At 63.9% G+C, this 21,393-nt stretch carries 21 protein-coding genes and 1 other RNA gene; 11 read left to right on the top strand and 11 right to left on the bottom strand.

From position 1 onward, the window contains the following. Nucleotides 1-18: 18 nt before the first annotated feature. On the bottom strand, nucleotides 19-468 hold the full coding sequence (locus BLV47_RS00090; RefSeq protein WP_092308480.1) for an EVE domain-containing protein: 450 nt from the start codon (nucleotides 466-468) through the stop codon (nucleotides 19-21). Between the two features lie 197 nt (nucleotides 469-665). Here BLV47_RS00090 and BLV47_RS36055 point away from each other — a divergent pair, with 197 nt between their 5' ends. Continuing rightward, nucleotides 666-812, top strand: a complete 147-nt coding sequence (locus BLV47_RS36055) for a hypothetical protein (RefSeq protein ID WP_085984450.1) — start codon at nucleotides 666-668, stop codon at nucleotides 810-812. A 33-nt stretch (nucleotides 813-845) separates the two neighbouring features. Here the strand turns inward: BLV47_RS36055 and BLV47_RS00100 are convergent, their stop codons facing one another. The 4 genes from BLV47_RS00100 to BLV47_RS00115 form a co-directional block, all read right to left on the bottom strand. Further along, the gene (locus tag BLV47_RS00100) at nucleotides 846-1,451 is read right to left on the bottom strand and encodes a 5-formyltetrahydrofolate cyclo-ligase (RefSeq protein WP_092308486.1); all 606 of its coding nucleotides are present in this window, start codon (nucleotides 1,449-1,451) and stop codon (nucleotides 846-848) included. An 89-nt stretch (nucleotides 1,452-1,540) separates the two neighbouring features. Further along, nucleotides 1,541-1,719, bottom strand: a non-coding RNA gene (gene ssrS, locus BLV47_RS00105) — 6S RNA. A gap of 23 nt (nucleotides 1,720-1,742) precedes the next feature. Further along, nucleotides 1,743-2,066 carry a cell division protein ZapA gene (locus BLV47_RS00110; protein WP_092308489.1) on the bottom strand — a complete coding sequence of 108 codons (324 nt, stop codon included), beginning with the start codon at nucleotides 2,064-2,066 and terminating at the stop codon, nucleotides 1,743-1,745. Then, the gene (locus BLV47_RS00115) at nucleotides 2,063-2,272 is read right to left on the bottom strand and encodes a TIGR02449 family protein (protein ID WP_092308493.1); all 210 of its coding nucleotides are present in this window, start codon (nucleotides 2,270-2,272) and stop codon (nucleotides 2,063-2,065) included. Before BLV47_RS00115 ends, BLV47_RS00110 begins: the two co-directional genes overlap by 4 nt. Nucleotides 2,273-2,507: 235 nt before the next feature. Between BLV47_RS00115 and BLV47_RS00120 the strand changes: the two genes are divergently transcribed. From BLV47_RS00120 to gcvH, 9 genes are all read left to right on the top strand, one after another. Further along, nucleotides 2,508-3,065: a YecA/YgfB family protein gene (locus BLV47_RS00120; protein ID WP_016962903.1), complete on the top strand. Its 558-nt coding sequence runs from the start codon at nucleotides 2,508-2,510 to the stop codon at nucleotides 3,063-3,065. A gap of 23 nt (nucleotides 3,066-3,088) precedes the next feature. After that, nucleotides 3,089-4,423 carry a Xaa-Pro aminopeptidase gene (gene pepP / locus BLV47_RS00125; RefSeq protein WP_092308496.1) on the top strand — a complete coding sequence of 445 codons (1,335 nt, stop codon included), beginning with the start codon at nucleotides 3,089-3,091 and terminating at the stop codon, nucleotides 4,421-4,423. Continuing rightward, on the top strand, nucleotides 4,420-5,607 hold the full coding sequence (gene ubiH, locus BLV47_RS00130) for a 2-octaprenyl-6-methoxyphenyl hydroxylase (RefSeq protein WP_092308499.1): 1,188 nt from the start codon (nucleotides 4,420-4,422) through the stop codon (nucleotides 5,605-5,607). The genes pepP and ubiH overlap by 4 nt, the downstream gene beginning before the upstream one ends. Continuing rightward, nucleotides 5,600-6,085: a DUF4442 domain-containing protein gene (locus tag BLV47_RS00135; protein ID WP_092308502.1), complete on the top strand. Its 486-nt coding sequence runs from the start codon at nucleotides 5,600-5,602 to the stop codon at nucleotides 6,083-6,085. Before ubiH ends, BLV47_RS00135 begins: the two co-directional genes overlap by 8 nt. 9 nt (nucleotides 6,086-6,094) lie before the next feature. Next, entirely contained in the window at nucleotides 6,095-7,312 is a 1,218-nt protein-coding gene (locus tag BLV47_RS00140; protein WP_167365679.1) for a 2-octaprenyl-3-methyl-6-methoxy-1,4-benzoquinol hydroxylase, read from the top strand. A 137-nt stretch (nucleotides 7,313-7,449) separates the two neighbouring features. Next, nucleotides 7,450-8,451 carry an extracellular solute-binding protein gene (locus tag BLV47_RS00145; protein WP_092308507.1) on the top strand — a complete coding sequence of 334 codons (1,002 nt, stop codon included), beginning with the start codon at nucleotides 7,450-7,452 and terminating at the stop codon, nucleotides 8,449-8,451. A gap of 127 nt (nucleotides 8,452-8,578) precedes the next feature. Beyond that, nucleotides 8,579-10,195 carry an ABC transporter permease gene (locus BLV47_RS00150; RefSeq protein WP_092308510.1) on the top strand — a complete coding sequence of 539 codons (1,617 nt, stop codon included), beginning with the start codon at nucleotides 8,579-8,581 and terminating at the stop codon, nucleotides 10,193-10,195. Nucleotides 10,196-10,349: 154 nt separating this feature from the next. Continuing rightward, complete coding sequence (gene gcvT / locus BLV47_RS00155) at nucleotides 10,350-11,432, top strand: glycine cleavage system aminomethyltransferase GcvT (protein ID WP_092308513.1); 1,083 nt, start codon at nucleotides 10,350-10,352, stop codon at nucleotides 11,430-11,432. A gap of 51 nt (nucleotides 11,433-11,483) precedes the next feature. Next, nucleotides 11,484-11,867 carry a glycine cleavage system protein GcvH gene (gcvH, locus tag BLV47_RS00160; protein WP_092308519.1) on the top strand — a complete coding sequence of 128 codons (384 nt, stop codon included), beginning with the start codon at nucleotides 11,484-11,486 and terminating at the stop codon, nucleotides 11,865-11,867. A 60-nt stretch (nucleotides 11,868-11,927) separates the two neighbouring features. Here gcvH and BLV47_RS00165 read toward each other — a convergent pair whose 3' ends face one another. Beyond that, nucleotides 11,928-13,067 carry a DegT/DnrJ/EryC1/StrS family aminotransferase gene (locus tag BLV47_RS00165; protein ID WP_092308521.1) on the bottom strand — a complete coding sequence of 380 codons (1,140 nt, stop codon included), beginning with the start codon at nucleotides 13,065-13,067 and terminating at the stop codon, nucleotides 11,928-11,930. Nucleotides 13,068-13,256: 189 nt separating this feature from the next. On the opposite strand from BLV47_RS00165, the gene gcvP reads away from it, so the two are divergent. Next, nucleotides 13,257-16,130, top strand: coding sequence for an aminomethyl-transferring glycine dehydrogenase (gene gcvP, locus BLV47_RS00170; RefSeq protein WP_092308524.1), 2,874 nt, complete (start codon nucleotides 13,257-13,259; stop codon nucleotides 16,128-16,130). A gap of 7 nt (nucleotides 16,131-16,137) precedes the next feature. Here gcvP and BLV47_RS00175 read toward each other — a convergent pair whose 3' ends face one another. The 5 genes from BLV47_RS00175 to BLV47_RS00195 all read right to left on the bottom strand — a co-directional run bounded on the left by BLV47_RS00175 (nucleotide 16,138) and on the right by BLV47_RS00195 (nucleotide 21,373). Next, on the bottom strand, nucleotides 16,138-17,070 hold the full coding sequence (locus tag BLV47_RS00175) for a fumarylacetoacetate hydrolase (RefSeq protein ID WP_092308527.1): 933 nt from the start codon (nucleotides 17,068-17,070) through the stop codon (nucleotides 16,138-16,140). Between the two features lie 6 nt (nucleotides 17,071-17,076). Beyond that, entirely contained in the window at nucleotides 17,077-18,354 is a 1,278-nt protein-coding gene (locus BLV47_RS00180; RefSeq protein ID WP_092308530.1) for an MFS transporter, read from the bottom strand. A gap of 111 nt (nucleotides 18,355-18,465) precedes the next feature. Next, nucleotides 18,466-19,515, bottom strand: coding sequence for a type III polyketide synthase (locus BLV47_RS00185; RefSeq protein WP_092308533.1), 1,050 nt, complete (start codon nucleotides 19,513-19,515; stop codon nucleotides 18,466-18,468). A gap of 208 nt (nucleotides 19,516-19,723) precedes the next feature. Then, nucleotides 19,724-20,164, bottom strand: a complete 441-nt coding sequence (locus tag BLV47_RS00190; protein ID WP_060844923.1) for a Zn-ribbon domain-containing OB-fold protein — start codon at nucleotides 20,162-20,164, stop codon at nucleotides 19,724-19,726. A 12-nt stretch (nucleotides 20,165-20,176) separates the two neighbouring features. Further along, nucleotides 20,177-21,373 (bottom strand): thiolase family protein, encoded by a 1,197-nt coding sequence (locus tag BLV47_RS00195; RefSeq protein WP_016966051.1) that lies wholly within the window; start codon nucleotides 21,371-21,373, stop codon nucleotides 20,177-20,179. Nucleotides 21,374-21,393 lie beyond the last annotated feature (20 nt).

Below are 21,393 nucleotides of genomic sequence, written 5' to 3' on the forward strand. Positions count from 1 at the left end.
CGGCGACGAGCAGGATGCTCAGAGCAGGGCGAGGACGGCAGCCCATTGTTCGGCGGTGACTGGCATCACCGACAAGCGGCTGCCCTTTTGCACCAGGGGCATTTCGGCGAGCGCGGTCTGCTGCTTGAGGAAGTCCAGGCGCAGGACCTTGTCGAAAGTTCGCACGTGGGCCACGTCGATTGCGCTCCAGGCATTTTTTTCGGCGCTGGCCTTGGGGTCGAAGTAGTGACTGTCCGGCTCCAGGGCGGTCGGGTCCGGGTAGGCCGCCTTGATGATCCGGCCGATACCGGCGATGCCGGGCTCCGGGCAGCTGGAGTGATAGAAAAAGAACTCGTCACCGACGGCCATGGTGCGCAGAAAATTGCGCGCCTGATAGTTGCGTACGCCATCCCAACGGGCTTGGCCAAGCTGCTGCAGGCCGAGGATCGAGAGTTCGTCCGGCTCGGATTTCATCAGCCAATAGGCCATGTTTCTTACCCTCCAAAGGGTGATTGGGCAGGTCGTCGGAGGATTTTATGACAAACCGACGGTCGGTTGACGCCAGCGTTTGCGTGTCGGTTCACGTTATCGCAAAATGCCGGGATTTTAAGCTTGACGCTGCTGCACGGCCTGTTATGGAAACCGTTGCTGTCATCGTGTGTGACTTGCCCGAGGGGGGGCAATCGATGAAACGCCAACCGGATTTACTATGGATTTTGGTTATTTTGTTCGGTTTGGGCGTTGTAACTACCGGTTATGCGCAAAGCTTGTGGGCCAACAAGACCGATGCTCCGATCGAGATCGCCCAACAGCCGCAACCCTTCAAGCGCTGAACCTGCCCTGGCGTCTCTGAGCAAGCACAACGTCTATCGGGCGCAGTACCATCCCTGATCCGTCACGCTGCCTTGCAGCGGCACATCCCAGCTGGCCTGATCCAGTCTCGCGACTTTCTGGCACTCATGAGCCAGGCCCAGCAGTGTCGGCTTGCGCCAGCTCTGTCGGCGCGCCAGGTACGCCAGGCTGCGGTCGTAGAAGCCTCCGCCCATTCCCAGGCGACCTCCCTCTTCATCGAATCCCACCAGGGGCAGGAGCACCAGATCCAGTGCCCAGACCTTGCGCTGGCGTGCGGCGTTGATCCGTGGTTCGAGGATGCGAAAGCGGTTGAGACGCAGTTTTTCTCCTGGGCGGATGCGCTGGAACACCATCTTGGTTCGTGGCCAGGCACTGAGCACAGGCAAGTAGGTGGCCTTGCCCCGGCGTTGGGCGGCGCGCAGCAGCAGGCGCGGATCGATTTCGCCATCGGTGGGCAAATACAGGGACAGGTGTCGGGCCCGACGAAACACCGGGTTCTGCGCCAGTTGGCGGTACAGGTCATGGGCGGCCTGGCGTTGCTGGGCTGGCGTGAGGGCGCGACGGGCTTTACGCAGCATGCGTCGAAGTTGCGGGCGGGAAAGCGGCGCAGGTTCGGTCATTGAGGAGGCTATGGAGAGTCGGACATGGCAGAACAGCCTACCCGGAAAAACCAATGCCAGCATGGATAACTGGCATTGGCTGACAATTCAGGCTCCCCGGGCGAACCGCTGTCGACTTAGCCCTTGAACCCGAAAGTTCAAGGCGGAAGATGCAGCAGGCTTTAAGGCTTTCCGTCTAGCGGACATGCACACCAGCCCAACGTGCAACTTCCAGGGTAGTGCGAATCGGCTCAGGGACATCGCCAACTGGCAAGCACCCCAGGGAGTGGCGGGAGTATACCGCAACCGCTGTCAGGAATCAGCTTTGCTTGCGTCCGAATCGGTGGCCAGGACCAGGTCAACACGATCCAGCAGATCCCGTACCTGTTCGCGAGTGGTGGCGCTGGCCTGCACGTCCGGACGCTCCTGGCGATGCAGCAGGTCGTGGGTGATGTTCAGCGCGGCCATGACCGCGATGCGATCGGCGCCGATGACTTTGCCGCTGCTGCGGATCTCGCGCATCTTGCCGTCCAGGTAACGGGCAGCGCTCACCAGATTGCTGCGCTCTTCCTGGGGGCAGATGATCGAATATTCTTTGTCGAGGATCTGCACGGTAACGCTATTGCTTGAACTCATGAGTCTTGCTCCAGGGCCTTGAGGCGCGAAATCATCGATTCGACCTTACGCCGGGCGATTTCGTTTTTTTCAATGAGGTGCGCGCGTTCCTCGCGCCAGGTCTTTTCCTGAGCTAATAAGAGTGCGTTTTGACTCTTTAGTTGCTCGACCCGGGTAATAAGCAGTTCGAGTCTGGCCATCAGTGCGTGCAGGTCGTTGTCTTCCATTGTGTCCCACTGAAGTTGGTCTGATGAGTGGCAACTGGCTGGACAGCGCCTTGGGGGCCTGAACGGTCCTTGCGCATTCGGTGCTGTCCGGTCGGCAATCTGTCCGTCGTCCAAGGCCCGGCGAACCGCTGTAACGGGGCGCTAGGCGCAACGCGGCGCTGGCAATGAATGATGACACGCCCTACGATACAAGGCCTTCATTCTAGACATTGCGCCGCTTGGCGCCTAGCTGCCCATGCCCATTCAGAATTCCCCGTACAACGCCTTCGCCACCCTGCTCAGCAGCAGTGGCCATCCTGTTTCTCCTGCCGAATTGCACGGCCTGTTGCTGGGCCGCAGTTGCGCCGGCGCCGGGTTCGAGGTCGATGGCTGGCTGGTGGACGCCGCCGAGCTGCTCGAAGGCGAGCCGCAAGACAACGTACGCAACGCCTTGATCGGCCTGCAGGAGATGGTCAAGGGCGAACTCACCAGCGACGACATGACCGTGGTCCTGCTGCTGCCCAGCGACGACGCTCCCCTGACCGAGCGTGCCGCGGCCCTGGGCCAGTGGTGCCAGGGCTTCCTCGCCGGTTTCGGCCTCAACTCCCGTGACAGCAGCGCTCTGAGCGCCGAGGCCACTGAAGTGTTGCAGGACCTTGCGGCCATCGCCCAGGTCCAGGATGCGCTGGAAGAGTCCGACGACGGTGAAAGCGACTACATGGAAGTGATGGAGTACCTGCGGGTCGCGCCGTTGCTGCTGTTCACCGAAACCAACAAGACCGTTGCACCGGCTGCCAAGCCTTCTCTGCACTGATCGACAGGGAACTGCATCTGCCCATGATTCATATCCCTAAAACGGAATACAGTCGTCGCCGCAAGGCGCTCATGGCGCAGATGGAGCCCAACAGCATTGCGATCCTGCCGGCGGCAGCCGTGGCCATTCGCAACCGCGATGTGGAGCATGTCTACCGCCAGGACAGTGATTTTCAGTACCTCAGCGGCTTCCCCGAACCCCAGGCCGTGATTGTGCTCATGCCCGGTCGCGAGCATGGCGAGTACGTGCTGTTCTGCCGCGAGCGCAATGCCGAGCGCGAGCTCTGGGATGGCCTGCGGGCAGGCCAGGAAGGCGCGATCCGCGACTATGGCGCGGACGATGCGTTTCCCATCACCGACATCGACGACATTCTCCCGGGCCTGATCGAAGGTCGTGACCGGGTCTATTCGGCCATGGGCAGCAACCCCGAGTTCGATCGTCACCTGATGGAATGGATCAACGTTATCCGCTCCAAAGCGCACCTTGGCGCCCAGCCGCCGAACGAATTCGTTGCCCTGGATCATCTGCTGCACGACATGCGCCTGTATAAATCGGCGGCGGAAGTGAAGGTGATGCGCGAAGCCGCACGGATTTCCGCCCAGGCCCATATCCGGGCCATGCAGGCCAGTCGCCCCGGGCTGCACGAGTTCAGTCTGGAGGCCGAACTGGATTACGAGTTCCGCAAGGGCGGGGCGAAGATGCCGGCTTATGGTTCCATCGTCGCGGCGGGGCGCAACAGTTGCATCCTGCACTACCAACAGAATGACGCCCTGCTCAAGGATGGCGATCTGGTGCTGATCGACGCCGGTTGTGAAATCGACTGCTACGCCAGCGATATCACCCGGACCTGGCCGGTCAACGGCACGTTCTCGCCCGAGCAGAAGGCGATCTATGAACTGGTGCTGGCAGCCCAGGAAGCGGCGTTTGCCGAGATCGCCCCGAACAAGCACTGGAACCAGGCCCACGAGGCGACGGTTCGGGTCATCACCGCCGGCCTGGTGAAGTTGGGCCTGCTGGAAGGCGCGGTCGATGAGCTGATTGCCAGCGAGGCCTACAAAGCGTTCTACATGCACCGCGCCGGACACTGGCTGGGCATGGATGTACACGATGTCGGCGAGTACAAGGTCGGCGGCGAGTGGCGGGTGTTGGAGGTTGGCATGGCGCTGACCGTGGAGCCGGGCATCTATATCTCCCCGGACAACCAGCAGGTGGCTAAGAAGTGGCGCGGCATTGGCGTGCGCATCGAGGACGACGTGGTAGTGACCAAGCAGGGCTGTGAAATTCTGACGGGCGGCGTACCGAAGAGCGTCGCCGAGATCGAGGCGTTGATGGCCGCAGCACGGGTCCAGGCGTCATGAGCCGGGTCAATCTGGCCATCATCGGTGGCGGCCTGGTCGGCGCCAGCCTGGCCCTGGCCCTGCAGGCCGGAGCCAAGGCCCGGGGCTGGAAGATCGTGCTGATCGAACCGTTCGCTCCCGGCGACAGCTTCCAGCCCAGCTACGATGCTCGCTCCTCGGCGCTGTCCTTCGGCGCCCGGCAAATCTACCAGCGCCTGGGCCTGTGGCAGGCGATTTCCCGGCGGGCCGAGCCGATCAAGCAGATTCACGTGTCCGACCGCGGGCGCTTCTCCACGGCGCGCTTGTCGGCCATGGAAGAAGGCGTACCGGCCCTGGGCTATGTGGTGGAAAACGCCTGGCTCGGCCAATGCCTGTGGCAGGGCCTGGACAAGGACGTGATCAGTTGGCGCTGCCCGGCGGAAGTCACCCGCCTTGAGCCCCTGGAGGGCGGCTATCGGCTGACCCTGAATGACGAAACCACCCTGGAATGCGACCTGGCGGTGCTTGCCGATGGCGGTCGTTCCGGCTTGCGCGAACAGCTGGGGATCGGGGTCAGGAATCGTCCTTACAACCAGAGTGCGCTGATTGCCAACATCACCCCCAGCGAAGCTCACAACGGCATGGCCTTCGAGCGCTTCACCGACGATGGCCCGATGGCGCTGCTGCCCTTGCCGGACAACCGCTGCGCGCTGATCTGGACGCGCCAGGGCATGGACGCTCAGCGTCTGGCCGATCTGGACGAGCGCAGTTTCCTCAGCGAACTGCAGGGCGTGTTCGGTTATCGCCTGGGCACCCTGAAACAAGTGGGGGCGCGGCATCTGTATCCGCTGTCCCTGGTGGAGGCCGAAGAACAGGTCCGCCCGCATCTGGTGGTGCTGGGCAACGCCGCCCACAGCCTGCACCCGATTGCCGGCCAGGGCTTCAACCTGTCGCTGCGTGACGCCCAGGCCCTGGCGGATGCCTTGCTGGCCAGCGAGCAGTTGCCGGGGGATTTTGCCGTGCTGCAGGCCTATCGCGAGCGCCAGCGCCTGGATCAGAGCCTGACCGTGGGGTTCTCTGACCAGGTCACCCGACTGTTTGGCAGCAAGCTGCCGCTGCTGTCGGTGGGCCGCAATCTCGGTTTGCTCGGACTGGACCTGCTGCCCCCGGCCAAGCGCTGGTTCGCCCGCCAGGCCATGGGCCTGGGTACTCGTCCGGATGCGTGAGTGGCTGACCCGACGGTTCGGCAAGGCCCGCCTGTTGCGCTGCTTGATGAGCCTGTATCCACCCTATCTGGGGGCCGGAGTGCGGGTACGTCGGATCAGCGCGGATTTCCGCGAGGTCGAGGTTCGCATGGGCCTGGGCTGGTACAACCGCAACTATGTCGGCACCCAGTTCGGTGGCAGCCTGTATTCCATGGTGGACCCGTTCTTCATGCTGATGCTGATGGAGAACCTGGGGCGCGACTACATCGTCTGGGACAAGGCGGCAGCCATCGATTTCATCGCCCCGGGCAGGGGACCGGTGTTCGCCCGGTTCAGTCTCGACCCGGCGCTGCTTGACGAGATCCGCCGGCAGACCGCCAGTGGCGAGAAGTACCTGCCGCAGTTGCAGGTCGAGATTCATGACGGCTCCGGCACCCTGGTGGCGCGGGTCGATAAAACCCTTTATGTGCGGCGCAAGCCGCCAGTGAGACAGGCCTAAAGCATGGAAATGCGCGCAGATGTGCTGATTGTCGGAGCCGGAATGGTCGGCAGTGCCTTGGCGTTGGCGTTGCAGGGCAGCGGCCTGGAAGTGCTGCTGCTCGATGGCGGCTCCTTGAGTGTCAAACCCTTCGCCGCCGAGTCAGCGTTCGAACCCCGGGTCAGCGCCTTGTCGGCGGCCAGCCAGCGCATTCTCGAACGCCTGGGCGCCTGGGACGGCATCGTCCGGCGTCGCAGCAGCCCCTACTGTGAGATGCAGGTCTGGGATGGCAGCGGCACCGGGCAGATCCACTTCTCGGCGTCCAGCGTGCATGCCGAGGTGCTGGGGCATATCGTCGAGAACCGGGTGGTGCAGGACGCCCTGCTCGAACGTCTGCACGAATGCGATGTCGGCCTGCTGGCCAATGCCCGCCTGGAACAGATGCGCCGTTCCGGCGATGACTGGCTGCTGACCCTGGCCGATGGCCGGGTGTTGCGGGCACCGCTGGTGATCGCCGCCGACGGCGCCAACTCGGCGGTACGCCGCCTCACCGGTTGTGCCACCCGCGAATGGGACTACCTGCACCACGCCATTGTCACCAGCGTGCGCAGCAGCCGGCCTCACCAAATGACCGCCTGGCAGCGCTTCACCGATACCGGCCCGCTGGCCTTCCTGCCGCTGGTGCGGGATGGGCAGCAGGATTGGTGCTCGATTGTCTGGTCCACCACGCCCACTGAAGCCGAGCGCCTGATGGCCCTGGACGACGAGAGCTTCTGCTTTGAGCTGGAGCGCGCCTTCGAAGGCCGTCTAGGCCAGGTGCTCGGTGCCGACCCGCGGCTCTGCGTACCGCTGCGCCAGCGGCACGCCAAGCGCTATGTGGCCGAAGGCCTGGCGCTGATTGGCGATGCTGCCCACACCATCCATCCGTTGGCGGGGCAGGGGGTCAACCTGGGCTTCCTCGATGCCGCGGTACTGGCCGAAGTGCTGCTGCAAGCGGCCGGTCGTGGCGAGCGCCTGGCCGAGGTCAAGGTCCTCAGTCGTTTCGAGCGCCGGCGCATGCCTCACAACCTGGCGCTGATGGCGGCCATGGAAGGCTTCGAACGGTTGTTCCAGGCCGATCCGCTGCCACTGCGCTGGCTGCGCAACACCGGCCTCAAGGTGATCGAGCAGATGCCCGAGGCCAAGGCGGTCTTCGTGCGCCAGGCCCTGGGCCTGAGCGGCGATCTCCCTGAGCTGGCCAGAGCCTAGGAGCCGGTTCGCCGGCGAAACGTGCTGGAGGGCGGCCCCACGCAACATCTGGTAACGCCTCGGCGCCGGGTTCGGTTGAGCTAGCAAATGGGACTCCTTATCATTTCGCCTCATTTCGAAATCGAGAGACTGCTCCCATGTTGGCACCGAAGCGTCTACTGACCGCCCTGGCCCTCACATTCATTGGCAGCGCCGCCCAGGCCGCCGATGAAGTCGTGGTCTACTCCTCGCGTATCGATGAGCTGATCAAGCCGGTGTTCGATGCCTACACCCAGAAGACCGGGGTGAAGATCAAGTTCATCACCGACAAGGAAGCGCCGCTGATGCAGCGGATCAAGGCCGAAGGCGAGAATGCCACCGCCGACCTGCTGCTCACCGTGGATGCCGGCAACCTCTGGCAGGCTGAGCAGATGGGCATCCTCCAGCCGTTCACTTCCAAGGTCATCGACAGCAACATTCCCCTGCAATACCGCTCTTCCAACCATGCCTGGACCGGCCTGAGCCTGCGGGCGCGGACCTTGGCCTACTCCACCGAGCGGGTCAAACCTTCCGAGCTGACCACCTACGAAGCCCTGGCCGACAAGCAGTGGGAAGGCCGCCTGTGCCTGCGCACCGCGAAGAAGGTCTACAACCAGTCCTTGACCGCCACCCTGATCGAAACCCACGGTGCGGCGAAGACCGAAGAGATCGTCAAGGGCTGGGTCAACAACCTGTCCACCGATGTGTTCTCCGATGACATCGCCGTGCTGGATGCGATCAATGCCGGGCAATGCGACGTCGGCATCGTCAACACCTACTACTACGGCCGCCTGCACAAGCAGAAGCCGAACCTGGCGGTGAAGCTGTTCTGGCCGAACCAGGGCGACCGCGGGGTGCACGTCAATCTGTCGGGCATCGGCCTGACCCAGCATGCGCCGCACCCGGAAGCGGCCAAGGCCCTGGTGGAGTGGATGACCACGCCCGAGGCGCAGAAGATCTTCGCCGACGTCAACCAGGAGTTCCCGGCCAACCCGGCAGTGGCACCTTCGGAAGAAGTGGCCAGCTGGGGCAAGTTCGTGGCCGACACCCTGCCGGTTGAAATCGCCGGCAAGCGTCAGGCCGAAGCCATCCGCTTGATGGACCGCGCTGGCTGGAACTGAGCCTGCCGTTATACTGCGCCCCGCCTCTGCGGGGCGTTTTGTTTAACGGCCTGCCGGTAGGAGCGGGCTCGCTCGCGATGGTGCCGCCGCTTCCCCTTTGTACGTTCCACCTGCCCGAGAGTTTTTTGTGGCCCATCCCGCCCAACGTCGCTGGTATCCCCTGGTCTTTGCCGTAGCGGCCCTGGTCTTGCTGCCGCTGAGTGTGCTGCTGTTGTCCTGGCAGGCCGTCGATGCGCAGATCTGGTCCCATCTGTGGGACACGCAGATGCCGCGTCTGTTGAGCAACACCCTGACCCTGGTGCTCGGGGTGGGGGTTGGCGTCACGCTGTTGGGGGTGAGCCTGGCCTGGCTTACCAGCCTCTGCGAGTTTCCCGGGCGGCGCTGGCTGGACTGGGCGCTGATGCTGCCCTTCGCGATTCCGGCCTATGTGCTGGCGTTCGTCTTCGTTGGCCTGCTGGACTTTTCCGGGCCGGTGCAGAGCCTGCTGCGGGAATGGTTCGGCAGCGGCCTGCGACTGCCGCGGGTGCGCTCCACTGGCGGGGTGATCCTGGTGCTGGTGCTGGTGTTCTATCCCTATGTCTACCTGCTGGCGCGCAACGCTTTCCTGGCCCAGGGCAAGGGGTTGATGGAGGCTGCGCGAGTGCTCGGCCAATCACCCTGGCAGGCGTTCTGGCGTGTGGCGCTGCCCATGGCGCGGCCGGCCATCGGTGCCGGCGTGGCCCTGGCGCTGATGGAAACCCTGGCGGATTTCGGCGCGGTGGCGGTGTTCAACTTCGATACCTTCACCACCGCCATCTACAAGACCTGGTATGGCTTCTTCAGCCTTTCCAGCGCTGCGCAGCTGGCTAGCCTGTTGCTGCTGGCAGTGATGCTGGTGTTGTACGGCGAGCGCCGCGCACGGGGCGCCAGCCGCACCGGTAACGAGCGGCCCCGGGGCAAGGCCCTGTATCACCTGCGGGGAATCAAGGCCGTGGCGGCCACGGGCTGGTGCCTTCTGGTCTTTGCCTGTGCCTTCGTGATTCCGCTGCTGCAGCTGCTGGCGTGGTTCTGGCAGCGCGGGCGCTTCGATCTGGACGAACGCTATGGCGGATTGATCGTACATACCCTGTACCTGGGGGGCATGGCGGCGTTGATCACCGTCAGCGTGGCCCTGCTGCTGGCCTTCGCCCGTCGCCAGGCGCCGACCCGCGGCATCCGCGCCGGGGTCAGCCTGGCCAACCTGGGCTACGCCTTGCCCGGTTCGGTGCTGGCGGTGTCGATCATGCTGGCTTTCAGTTACCTGGACCGGGAACTGGTAATCCCGTTGTCCGGCTGGTTGGGCGGGGCCGGCAAGCCACTGTTGCTGGGCAGCCTGTCGGCCTTGCTGCTGGCGTATCTGGTGCGTTTCATCGCGGTGGCCTACGGGCCGCTGGAAAGCAGCCTGGAGCGGATTCGCCCATCACTGCCCGAAGCGGCGCGCAGCCTGGGGGTGGGTGGGCCGCGACTGTTTTTCAAAGTGTATCTGCCGCTGTTGCTGCCCGGGACCCTGAGCGCGGCCTTGCTGGTGTTCGTCGACGTGCTCAAGGAAATGCCCGCGACCTTGCTGATGCGCCCGTTTGGCTGGGACACGCTGGCGGTGCGGATCTTCGAGATGACCAGCGAAGGGGAGTGGGCCCGGGCGTCGTTGCCGGCGCTGACCCTGGTGCTGGTTGGACTGCTGCCGGTGATTGGCCTGATCCGTCGCTCGGCCCATCGAATCGGTTAGGTGCCAGCCTTGCACCTTGCAGCTACAATGCGCGGCATTCGGTGCGGCCTGTTGTTTGGCCGGGACGCTGAAATCGGCTGCAAGCCATCTATTTCAAGGCTTTCACCCTAGCAGCGCCAGTCCGCACCCTCGCCACGCCCGGAAGGAGAAACCCATGGGACAGCGTACGCCTCTGTATGACCTGCATCTCGCCCTCGGCGCGAAAATGGTCGATTTTGGCGGTTGGGATATGCCTTTGCATTACGGTTCGCAGGTCGAGGAGCACCATCAGGTGCGACGTGATTGCGGTGTGTTCGATGTATCCCATATGACCGTGATCGATGTCAGCGGCGCCCAGGCCAAGGCCTGGCTCCAGCGCTTGCTGGCCAATGATGTCGAACGTCTGCAAAGGCCCGGCCAGGCCTTGTACAGCGCCATGCTCAATGAGCGCGGCGGCATCGTCGACGACATGATCGTCTATCGCCTCGAAGACGCTTATCGCCTGGCGCTCAACGCCGCGACCCGGGACCAGGACCTGGCCTGGATGCAGGCGCAACTGGGGGACTTCCAGGTGCAGCTGCACGAACGCCCGGAGCTGGCGATGCTGGCGATCCAGGGCCCGCAGGCACGCAACAGGATTGCCGAACTGGTAACCCAGTCACGCGGCACCCTGATCCAGCAGCTCAAGCCATTCGAAGCGGGTTTCGACGGTGACTGGTTCATCGCCCGTACCGGCTACACCGGCGAGGACGGTCTGGAGATCGTCCTGCCCGCCGACCAGGCCCCGGCCTTCTTCAACGATCTGGTGGGGGCGGGAATCTCGCCCATCGGCCTGGGCGCCCGGGACACTTTGCGTCTTGAGGCCGGCATGAACCTCTATGGCCAGGATATTCACCAGGATGTCTCGCCCCTGGCGGCGAACATGGCCTGGAGCATTGCCTGGGAACCTGCGTCGCGCAAATTCATCGGTCGTACCGCCCTAGAGGCAGAGCGAGCGTCGGGCGTGAAGCAAAAGCTGGTGGGTTTGGTACTGGAGGAACGTGGGGTTTTGCGTGCTCATCAGGTGGTTCGCATCGCCGATGTTGGCGAAGGCGAGATCACCAGTGGTAGTTTCTCCCCTACGCTGAGTAAATCGATCGCACTGGCGCGGGTGCCAATGGCCACCGCTGACCGTGCCGAAGTGGAAATCCGCGGCAAGTGGTACCCGGTGCGAGTGGTCAAACCGACCTTCGTGCGTCACGGCAAAGCCTTGATCTAACTTTTTCAGCCGGCATCGCGCCGCTGACATTTCTTCCTGAGGACACAGAACATGAGCGATATCCCTGCCCACCTGCGTTTTGCCGAGAGCCATGAATGGGCCCGTCTGGAAGCCGACGGCACGGTGACCGTGGGTATTAGCGATCACGCCCAGGAAGCCCTGGGCGACGTGGTGTTTGTCGAGCTGACGCAAGTCGGCAATGTGTTTGGCGCGGGGGACCAGGCCGGTGTGGTGGAGTCGGTGAAAGCCGCTTCCGACATCTATGCCCCGGTGGCCGGTGAAGTGATCGCGGTCAACGAAGAGCTGAGCTCCAGCCCCGAGTTGCTCAACAGCGAGCCTTACGACGCCTGGATCTTCAAGCTCAAGCCAAGCAACCTGGCCGAGCTGGACAAGCTGCTGGACGCCGCCGGCTACAAGGCCGCCATCGGCGAGTAAGCCGTTCATGCAAGCAGGCCCGCTCCCGTTTCCCGGGAGCGGGCCTGTTCGCGAAGGCATTTAAGCCTGCAACACCTCTTTCACCGCCGCCACCGCACGTTCCACGTCGGCCTTGCCCATGGCGGTGAACATCGGCAACGAGACGATCAACCGACCAACCCGTTCCGCCACCGGGAACATTCCCTCCTTGAAACCGCGCTCGCGGTACAGGCTCAGCAAATGAATCGGCGGGTAGTGATAGCCGATGCCAATGCCGCGTTCCTGCATCTGCTCCATGAAGGTGGCGCGGGCCGGCTTGCCATCTTTACGCTCCGGCAGCACCAGCTGGAATAGGTGCCAGTTGCTGTTGCTGAAATCTGCCGGCGGTAGCTGGGCGCCATAGCGGGCCTCGAAGTCGCTGCCGAAGCATTCGAAGTAGTGCCGGGCCAGCTCGCGGCGATGGGCGGTGATTGCCTCGATATGGGCAAACTGGCCCAGGCCGATGGCGGCCGCGACGTCGGTCATGTTGAACTTGCCGCCGAGCACGTCCACGTCCAGGCCGTCGAAGCCGCTGCGGGTCACGCCTTGCAGGCGGTACTTCTCGGCCAGGCGCACTTCCTCCGGAGTGTTGAGTACCAGGCAGCCGCCCTCGGAGGAGGTGACGTTCTTGTTGGCCTGGAAGCTGAAGGACACGAAATCGCCACCAGCGCCGATGCGCTGGCCGTTCCAGCTGGAGCCCAGGGCCTGGGCCGCGTCTTCCACCACCCGCAGGCCGTGTTTCCTGGCCAGGGCGTACAGGCGAGTCATGTCCACCGGCAAGCCGGCCAGAAACACCGGGATGATGGCCTTGGTGCGCGGGGTGATCGCCGCTTCGACCTGGGCCAAGTCGATGTTGCGGGTGATCGGGTCGATGTCGGCGAACACCGGCGTGGCGCCCACTTCGAGAATCACGTTGGCGGTGGCGACCCAGGAAATCGGCGTGGTGATGACTTCATCTCCGGGGCCAATGCCGGCGATGCGCAGGGCGATCTCCATGGTGCAGGTGCCGGAGTTGAAGGTACGCACCGCGCGCCCGCCGAAGAACTCCGAAAGCTGGGCTTCGAAAGCCTGGACCTTGGGACCGCTGGTGATCCAGCCCGAACGCAGCACTTCGCCGACGGCGGCGATGGTGGCTTCATCAATGGTGGGTTTGGAGAACGGCAGGAATGGCAGTTGGCTCATGACAGTGGGACACCCGATAAGCGGACGATGGGAGCAGGGGTTGAGGCGCGCCGGGGCTGGCGCGCGAACGCCCTGCATGATGGTACCGATTGCCTCGGGACGCCAGTGCGTCGAGCGGTGGAATCGGCTGCTATGCTGCTTTGCACCCTGTTGTACCGACGCTGAGCACCGCTTATCGGAGAGCCTGCCATGTCCCAGTCGCCGTCCCTGAGCCAGTTACGCGAGCCCAACGCTTTTCTCAACCGGCACCTGGGTCCCGACGCCGAGGAGCAGCAGGCGATGCTCGCCAGCCTCGGGCTGGGCAGCCGGAGCGAGCTGATCGAGCAGACGGTGCCGCCGGGAATCCGCTTCAACCGCCCCCTGGACCTGCCACCAGCGCTGGATGAACAGGCCGCCCTGGCCCGGCTCAAGGGCTATGCGGCGCAGAATCAGGTCTGGACCAGTCTGATCGGCATGGGCTATCACGGCACCCTGACGCCCACCGTGATCCTGCGCAACGTGCTGGAGAACCCCGGCTGGTACACCGCCTACACGCCCTACCAGCCGGAAATCGCCCAGGGCCGGCTCGAAGCGCTGCTCAACTTCCAGCAGATGACCATCGACCTCACCGGCCTCGACCTGGCCAACGCTTCGTTGCTCGACGAGGCAACGGCGGCCGCTGAAGCCATGGCCCTGGCCAAGCGCGTGACCAAGTCCAAGAGCAATCTGTTCTTTGTCGATGAACACTGCCATCCGCAGACCATTTCCGTGGTGCGTACCCGGGCCGAAGGCTTTGGCTTCGAACTGATCGTCGACGCTGTGGATAACTTGCCCGCGCACCAGGTGTTCGGTGCCCTGTTGCAATACCCGGATACCCACGGCGAGATCGTCGATCTGCGGCCGCTGATCGACCACCTGCACGCACAGCAGGCGCTGGCCTGCGTCGCTGCCGATCTGCTCAGCCTGCTGGTGCTGACCCCACCCGGCGAGCTGGGGGCCGACGTGGTGCTGGGTTCCTCCCAGCGCTTCGGCGTGCCCATGGGCTACGGCGGTCCGCATGCGGCGTTTTTCGCCTGCCGTGACGAGTACAAGCGCGCCATGCCCGGGCGCATCATCGGCGTGTCCAAGGATGCCCGGGGCCAGGTGGCGCTGCGCATGGCCCTGCAAACCCGCGAGCAACACATTCGCCGCGAAAAGGCCAACTCCAACATCTGCACCGCCCAGGTGCTGCTGGCCAACATCGCCGGCTTCTATGCGGTCTATCACGGCCCGGCGGGGCTCAAGCGCATTGCCCAGCGGGTGCATCGGCTGACCTGCATTCTCGCCGCCGGCCTTGAGCGCAAGGGGATCACCCGGGTCAACCGGCACTTCTTCGACACCCTGACCCTGGAGGTCGGGAGCAGCCAGACGGCGATCATCGAGAGCGCCAGGGCGCTGCAGATCAACCTGCGGATTCTCGGGCGCGGCCGGCTGGGCCTGAGCCTGGATGAAACCTGTGACGAAACCACCGTGGCCCGGCTGCTGGATGTGTTTCTCGGTGCCGATCACGGGCTGGACGTCGCTGAACTGGACGCCGAGGCGCTGGAGTCAGGGCTGCCCGACCAACTGCTGCGGCGCAGCCCCTGCCTGACCCATCCGGTGTTCAACGGCCATCACAGCGAAACCCGGATGCTGCGCTACCTCAAGCAGCTGGAGAACAAGGACCTGGCGCTCAACCAGTCGATGATCCCCCTGGGCTCCTGCACCATGAAGCTCAATGCCAGCAGCGAGATGATCCCCATCACTTGGCCGGAATTCGCCAACCTGCACCCTTTCGCCCCGCGGGAGCAGGCCGTCGGTTACACCTTGATGATCGAGGAGCTGGAGCGTTGGCTGTGCGCCATCACCGGGTTCGACGCGGTTTGCATGCAGCCCAACTCCGGGGCCCAGGGCGAGTACGCCGGGTTGCTGGCGATTCGTCGCTACCACGAGAGCCGTCAGCAAGGCGGGCGGCATATCTGCCTGATACCGGCCTCGGCCCATGGCACCAACCCGGCGTCGGCGCAGATGGCCGGGATGCAGGTGGTGATCGTCGAGTGTGACGAGTCCGGCAACGTCGATCTCGAGGACCTGAAAGCCAAGGCCGCCGAAGCCGGTGATCGTCTGTCCTGCCTGATGGCGACTTATCCATCGACCCACGGTGTCTATGAAGAGGGCATCAGCCAGGTCTGCGAAGTTATCCACAGCCACGGTGGCCAGGTGTACATGGATGGCGCCAACCTCAACGCCCAGGTGGGGCTGGCCAGGCCGGCGGACATCGGCGCCGACGTCTCCCACATGAACCTGCACAAGACCTTCTGTATTCCCCACGGCGGCGGTGGCCCGGGCATGGGGCCGATCGGCGTGCGCGCCCATCTGGCGCCCTTTGTCGCCAATCACCCGGTGGTGCCGATCGACGGGCCGCTGGCGGACAACGGCGCGGTCAGCGCGGCGCCCTGGGGCAGCGCCAGCATCCTCCCCATCAGCTGGATGTACATCGCCCTGATGGGGCCGCAACTGGCGGATGCCAGCGAAGTGGCGATCCTGGCCGCCAATTACCTGGCCGACCAGCTAAGCGGGGCCTTCCCGGTGCTCTACAGCGGGCGTAATGGCCGGGTGGCCCATGAATGCATTCTCGACCTGCGACCGCTCAAGGCCCTGACCGGCATCAGCGAGGAGGATGTGGCCAAGCGCCTGATGGACTACGGCTTCCATGCCCCGACCATGTCGTTCCCGGTCCCGGGCACCTTGATGGTGGAGCCCACCGAAAGCGAGTCCAAGGCCGAGCTGGATCGCTTTGTCGAGGCCATGCTGAGCATCCGCGCCGAGATCGCCCAGGTCCAGGAGGGCAACTGGCCGGCCGAGGACAATCCGCTCAAGGGCGCGCCCCATACCCTGGCGGATATCGCCGGGACCTGGGAGCGGCCTTACAGCATCGAGCGGGCGGTGCTGCCCAGCGCCCACACGCGGGCCCACAAGTACTGGCCGACGGTCAACCGGGTGGACAACGTCTACGGTGACCGCAACCTGTTCTGCGCCTGTGTCCCGGTGGCGGCCTATCGCTGAGTTCGCCTCAGTAGTGCTGGCGTAGCCGCGTCGGGCGGGTGCGGTGGGTGCGGCCCCGGTGTGGCTGGCTCTCCAGGGGATAGAGGTGCAGCAGCTCTTCTTCGCTGACCTGGTTGCTCAGGCCCAGCTCCAGCTCCGGGCAGTCCAGGTCCAGCCAGTCGCCGTGCTGCAGCTGCAGTTCGTTCTCGCGCCGGCTGGCGCTGTGGAACACGTAGTGGACCATGCCCGGTTGCAGGAACTGCTCGTTTTGTTCGAGGAACGTCTGGGAATACTTGCGCAGCGCCCACCAGTTCTGCAGATCCAGGTGGTAGCCGAGGTAGGACAACTGCGCGCCCTGGCGTTCCACCCGGACATTGAGTGACAGGCTGTGCTGCAGTTCGCCAAGGATCAGTGCCGGGGCGATGGCGCATTGGCGCAGCCGCGATTGCGCGCAGGAGCTGGCATCCTGGTGGCTCAACAGCGGGTCGTGGATGTCCTGGCCCAGGCTGAAACCGACAAACCGCAGTTGCTTGAAGTGATCCACCAGGTACACGCAGACCACCCCTGGCTGACTGCTGATGCTCAGGGCGTGGTAGGGGATCGCCAGCGCCTCGCCATCGGTCTTGAGCAGGTTGCCGTTGCCCTTGTAGAACCAGCCCTGGTGCGTGTGCGCGGTGTTCAGAGTGACCTCGCAGACCTGGGCCAGCAGGTTGTCGCTGGGCTTGAGCGGCGGGCGCAGCGGTCCTTGCGGATGGCCTTCGGCAGGCAGCCGGGGATGGGCCGGGAGGCTACGCAGGTGTTCGCTCCAGTTCAGATGGCGGCGGGCGCAGAACTGCAGGGTTTCGTACAGCCCGCCATGTTCGGAAAGGGCGCGCAGGCTCTGGCCATTGTGAAAGTCGAACAGCCCGATGGCGCGTTGATCCTTGTGGCAGACATCCAGCAACAGCAGGTAATCATCCATGATTCTCTAGTCCTTGAGGGGCAAGCGGGCGGGGAGGATAGGCAGCGGCCCGCAGGCCAGCGCGCGCTGGGGTTGGCGCGTACTGTCCTTGAGCAGCAATGACAGGAACAAGCCCGCCAGGCTGCCGCTCAGGGCCACGTACAGGATCGACGGCAGGCCGAAATGGCTGGCGGCAAACCCGGCCACGGCCGGGGACAGCCCGCCGCCGAGGATCTCGCCGAAACCCACGACGATCCCGGTCGCCGTCGGTAACAGGGCGGGGGCCACGGACTCGCTGGTCAGCGGGCCCACCGTCATGCAGATCAGGCTGAAATTGAAGAACGACAGCAGGAACAGCAGCAGGAACAGCAGCCAGGGAATCGCCGGGCTGACGATCAGCAGGCCCACCAGGGTGCTGCTGGTCATGAAGCACACCGACACCACCGGCTTGCGCCCGAGGCGGTCGGACAGGCCGGGAATGATCAGTTGGCCGATGCAGCCGCCCAGGCCGATGGCCGAGATGACCAGGGCCATGGACAGGTTCTGCAGGTGCAGATGGTCGGTCAGGTAGCTGGGCAGCATGGCGCAAAGCACGAACTGGCAAGTGAGGATGCAGAACATGATGAGGATGTTCAGGCTGACGTTGCCGCTCTTGAAGGCCGCCAGCCAGTGGCGCCCGGCGCTGGCGTCGGACCCTGTACGGGGTGTTGCCGGCAGCGGCCGGTAGGCCTTCCACAGGTAGCCGGCCAGAAGCAGGCCGGGCAGGGCGATGATCGCGAAGACCGCACGCCAGGAGCCGGTCAGTTGCAGCAGGCCGGCCGCGATCAGCGGCCCCAGGCACAGGCCGAGTATCGGAAACAGCGCCTGCTGGATGCCCAGGTTCAGTCCGCGCCGGTCGGGGCGCGAGACTTCGTCGGTGACAATGATGCTGGTCGGGGTGAAGGCGCCTTCGCAGATGCCCATCAGCCCGCGCAAGATGACCAGCCCGAGGACCCCGGTGGCCAGCGCGGAGAAGCCGGACAGCAGCGACAGTACGGTGATGGAGATCACCAGCACGCGGCGAGTGCCCAGGCGCTCGATCACGCTGCCCATGCCCAGGGCGGACAGTCCCCAGGTGAAGGCCAGCGCGGCGGACAAGTAGCCCAGGTCCTGATAGTCCAGTTGCAGGTCGTGCATGATCACCGGGAACAGCGGCAGGATGATGAAGCGGTCCAGCCCCACCAGCCCGAAGCTCAGTGACAGCAGCAGCACCATGGTTCTTTCGTAACGGCTGTCGGCAGCCGTGGTCGGTATTCCAGCGTTCATCGCTCAGCTTCCTTGTGAAACCATGAACCCGGCGCGGTGCGCCGTGGGGGTGCGACCCGAGGTGGCCGTGCAGCCCGGCAACCTCGGGTCGGACAGACGCAGGGCGCTACTTCAGGCGGTCCACTCGCCCACCGCCATTTCTGCGGTGAAGCCCGGGCCAAAGGCCGCCAGCAGGCCGACGTCGCCCTGATTCAGATTGGAATCGAACTGACGCTTGAGCACGTCGAACACCACCACGCTGGCAATGTTGCCGGCTTCCGACAGGCTGCTGCGCGATTGCGCCACCCGGTTCGAGGCCAGGTCCAGGTGCATCACCAGTTCGTCGAGGATCTTGCGGCCACCGGTGTGGAAGATGAAGAAGTCGTTGTGCGCGCAGTTCTGTTCGAAGCTGTCGTAGTTGAGCTTCTCCATCACCGGCGCCACATCCTTGATGGAGTTCATCACCGCCTTGTCGAGGGTGAAGTGGAAGCCCGTGTCCTTCACGTCGTACTTGATGTAGTGCTCGCTCTTGGGCAGGAAGAACGACTCGGTCTTCTTGATCTTGAAGCCGCCGGCCTGGTCATCGGCGCGCAGCACGCAGGCCGACACCGCATCGCCGAACAGCGCCGCGGAGATGAAGGCATGCAGCTTGGTGTCGTCCGGCTGATAGCACAGCGAAGAGAACTCCAGGGACACGATCAGTACGTGGTTGCGCGCATCGAGCCGGGCGAAATCGTTGGCCCGGTTGATGGCCGCGGCACCGGCCACGCAGCCCAGCTGGGCGATCGGCAGTTGCACGGTGGAGTTGGGCAGGCCGAGGTCGTTGATCAGGTGCGCGGTCAGCGACGGCATCATGAAGCCGGTGCAGGAGGTGACGATGACCATGCGGATATCGCTGATCTGCAACCCGGCATTCTCGATGGCCTGGCGTGCCGCAGCGGACGACATCTGCCGGGCTTCACGCTCGTAGACGATGCTGCGGTGGGTAAAGCCGGTGTGCACCGCCAACTCGTCGATCGGCAACACCAGATGGCGCTCGTTGACTTCGGTGTTGGCGATCATGCGCTTGGCCAGGGCCATGCGTGGGTGATCGGCGTGCAGGTTTTCCAAGTGATCAACCATTTGTTGCTGGGTGATCTTGTGTTGCGGAAACATTACATGTGGGAGGCAAAGTGTAGACATGATGGGTCCTTGGCTATAGGTAGGCCAATAATTAAGTTGTGGGGATAGTCCCCGTTAAATAGGCAAAGGAATCTTTAGGACCTAAAGGAAATCAGGACCTTAAGGCAACTTCTAGGCGTGAAGTGGCCGTTGATGTAACTTTTAAGTTGGATTTTATTTTAATGACTAACTTCAAGGTGCCTTATATGAAGGCACCTTGAACAACAACTTATATATCCAGTACGAACTTATAAGCGTATTGCCAGGCCAGGTTGCTTTCGCGCACATGCTTGCGAATCACCATGCGCACCGGCGCACCGACTTTCAGCTGTTGCGGGTCGCAGACGTCGACGATTTCCGAGGCGATCACCAGGCCGTCGTCCAGGCGCACCATGGCCATCATGCGCGGCACGGTTTCGCCGTAGCCCATGGCAGCCAGGACCGGGTTCTCGGCGTGGGCCATGACTTCGATCTTGCCCGTGCGCTTGCAGCGGTAGGGCTTCACGCTCAGGGAGTTGCAAGCGCCGCAGACGGTGCGCCGGGGGAAGAAGATCTCGTTGCATTCTTCGCACTGGCTGCCTTCGAGGCGGTATTTGCCGCCATGCTCGCGCCATTCGCGGAGCATGCTGGCGGTGGTCATTCTGTGGATCTGTTCTGGGTACATGGACATGGTCCGGTCTCCTTAGTCGTTCGAGAGGACAATCACTGAGTTGTGCGCCGCATAACCGCCAAGGTTCTGCGACACGCCGATGCGTGCGCCCTTGACCTGGTTGTCGGATTCACCTCTCAGCTGCCGGAACAGCTCGGTGATGTGCAGGATGCCGTCGCAGCCGGAAGCGTGGCCGCGGCCGATATTGCCGCCGTCGGTGTTCAGCGGCAGTTGGCCGTCCAGGGCGATGCCGCCTTCGAGTACGAAATCGCCGGCCTGGCCCTTGCCGCAGATGCCCATGGATTCCATCTGGATCAGCCCGGCGCCGAGCAGGTCGTAGACCTGGGCCACGTCGATGTCCTTGGCGGTGATCCCGGCTTTCTTGTAGGCAATTTCCGCGCAGGCGATGGAGTTGGCCGAGACGGCCATGCCCACGTCCTTGGGCAGGCCCGGATGGTGCAGGGTCGGGTTGTGGAAGCGCGTGCCGAAGTAGTGGGAGACGCCGGTGTAGGCGCAGCCGCGGACGAACACCGGTTTGTCGGTGTACTTGTGGGCCAGGTGCTCGGCCACCAGGATCGCGCAGCCGCTGGCTTCGCCCCAGGCCAGCATCGAGCCGCAGGCTTCGCTGTTCTTCAGCGCTTCCAGGGTGGGAATCGGCTGGCCGTAGCGGGTGGCGGTCGGGGTGTTGTGGGCATAGACGCGCATCTGCCGGCCAAAAGTGGCCAGGACATCGGCCTCGCGACCGGCATAGCCGAACTTCTGGAAGTACTCGGCGGTGGCCAGGGCGAAGGCGTCGGTGTGGGAGATGCCGAGGAAGTAGTCGTATTCACATTCAGTGCTGGAGCCGATGTACTCGGCGTAGTTGAAGTGATCGGTCATTTTCTCGAAACCGCCGCACAGGACGATGTCGTACTCACCGGATGCCACCATCTGGTGACCCATCTGGAACGACACCGAGCTGCTGGTGCAGTTGGCGGTGCTCATGAAGGTCGGCGCCGGGCTGATGCCCAGGGCGTCGGAAATGGTCGGCCCCAGGCCGCCATATTCGGAAATGCCTTCACCGTGATAGCCGTAGGCGACCCCCTGGATTTCCCGGGGATGCATCTTGGCGTCCTTGAGGGCTTTATAGGCGGACTCGACGATCATTTCCTTGAACGTCTGCCGAACTCGTGAACTTCCGGGCTTCGGCGTATAGGCGGCCGAAACGATTGCAACACGACGTGCGCACATGTGCATGCTCCTTGCGTAGA

This window comes from Pseudomonas saponiphila (assembly GCF_900105185.1).
Classification (GTDB): domain Bacteria; phylum Pseudomonadota; class Gammaproteobacteria; order Pseudomonadales; family Pseudomonadaceae; genus Aquipseudomonas; species Aquipseudomonas saponiphila.

Excerpts from the sequence above, each read along its gene's own strand:
- BLV47_RS00180 (WP_092308530.1), bottom strand. The coding sequence starts at position 18,354 with ATGAACGCTGGAATACCGACCACGGCTGCCGACAGCCGTTACGAAAGA.
- gcvH (WP_092308519.1), top strand. The coding sequence starts at position 11,484 with ATGAGCGATATCCCTGCCCACCTGCGTTTTGCCGAGAGCCATGAATGG.
- gcvP (WP_092308524.1), top strand. The coding sequence starts at position 13,257 with ATGTCCCAGTCGCCGTCCCTGAGCCAGTTACGCGAGCCCAACGCTTTT.
- BLV47_RS00110 (WP_092308489.1), bottom strand. The coding sequence starts at position 2,066 with ATGAGTTCAAGCAATAGCGTTACCGTGCAGATCCTCGACAAAGAATAT.
- BLV47_RS00165 (WP_092308521.1), bottom strand. The coding sequence starts at position 13,067 with ATGAGCCAACTGCCATTCCTGCCGTTCTCCAAACCCACCATTGATGAA.
- BLV47_RS00175 (WP_092308527.1), bottom strand. The coding sequence starts at position 17,070 with ATGGATGATTACCTGCTGTTGCTGGATGTCTGCCACAAGGATCAACGC.
- pepP (WP_092308496.1), top strand. The coding sequence starts at position 3,089 with ATGATTCATATCCCTAAAACGGAATACAGTCGTCGCCGCAAGGCGCTC.
- BLV47_RS00195 (WP_016966051.1), bottom strand. The coding sequence starts at position 21,373 with ATGTGCGCACGTCGTGTTGCAATCGTTTCGGCCGCCTATACGCCGAAG.
- BLV47_RS00145 (WP_092308507.1), top strand. The coding sequence starts at position 7,450 with ATGTTGGCACCGAAGCGTCTACTGACCGCCCTGGCCCTCACATTCATT.
- BLV47_RS00100 (WP_092308486.1), bottom strand. The coding sequence starts at position 1,451 with ATGACCGAACCTGCGCCGCTTTCCCGCCCGCAACTTCGACGCATGCTG.
- BLV47_RS00190 (WP_060844923.1), bottom strand. The coding sequence starts at position 20,164 with ATGTCCATGTACCCAGAACAGATCCACAGAATGACCACCGCCAGCATG.
- BLV47_RS00140 (WP_167365679.1), top strand. The coding sequence starts at position 6,095 with ATGCGCGCAGATGTGCTGATTGTCGGAGCCGGAATGGTCGGCAGTGCC.
- ubiH (WP_092308499.1), top strand. The coding sequence starts at position 4,420 with ATGAGCCGGGTCAATCTGGCCATCATCGGTGGCGGCCTGGTCGGCGCC.
- BLV47_RS00185 (WP_092308533.1), bottom strand. The coding sequence starts at position 19,515 with ATGTCTACACTTTGCCTCCCACATGTAATGTTTCCGCAACACAAGATC.
- BLV47_RS00115 (WP_092308493.1), bottom strand. The coding sequence starts at position 2,272 with ATGGAAGACAACGACCTGCACGCACTGATGGCCAGACTCGAACTGCTT.
- BLV47_RS36055 (WP_085984450.1), top strand. The coding sequence starts at position 666 with ATGAAACGCCAACCGGATTTACTATGGATTTTGGTTATTTTGTTCGGT.
- gcvT (WP_092308513.1), top strand. The coding sequence starts at position 10,350 with ATGGGACAGCGTACGCCTCTGTATGACCTGCATCTCGCCCTCGGCGCG.
- BLV47_RS00090 (WP_092308480.1), bottom strand. The coding sequence starts at position 468 with ATGGCCTATTGGCTGATGAAATCCGAGCCGGACGAACTCTCGATCCTC.
- BLV47_RS00135 (WP_092308502.1), top strand. The coding sequence starts at position 5,600 with ATGCGTGAGTGGCTGACCCGACGGTTCGGCAAGGCCCGCCTGTTGCGC.
- BLV47_RS00120 (WP_016962903.1), top strand. The coding sequence starts at position 2,508 with ATGCCCATTCAGAATTCCCCGTACAACGCCTTCGCCACCCTGCTCAGC.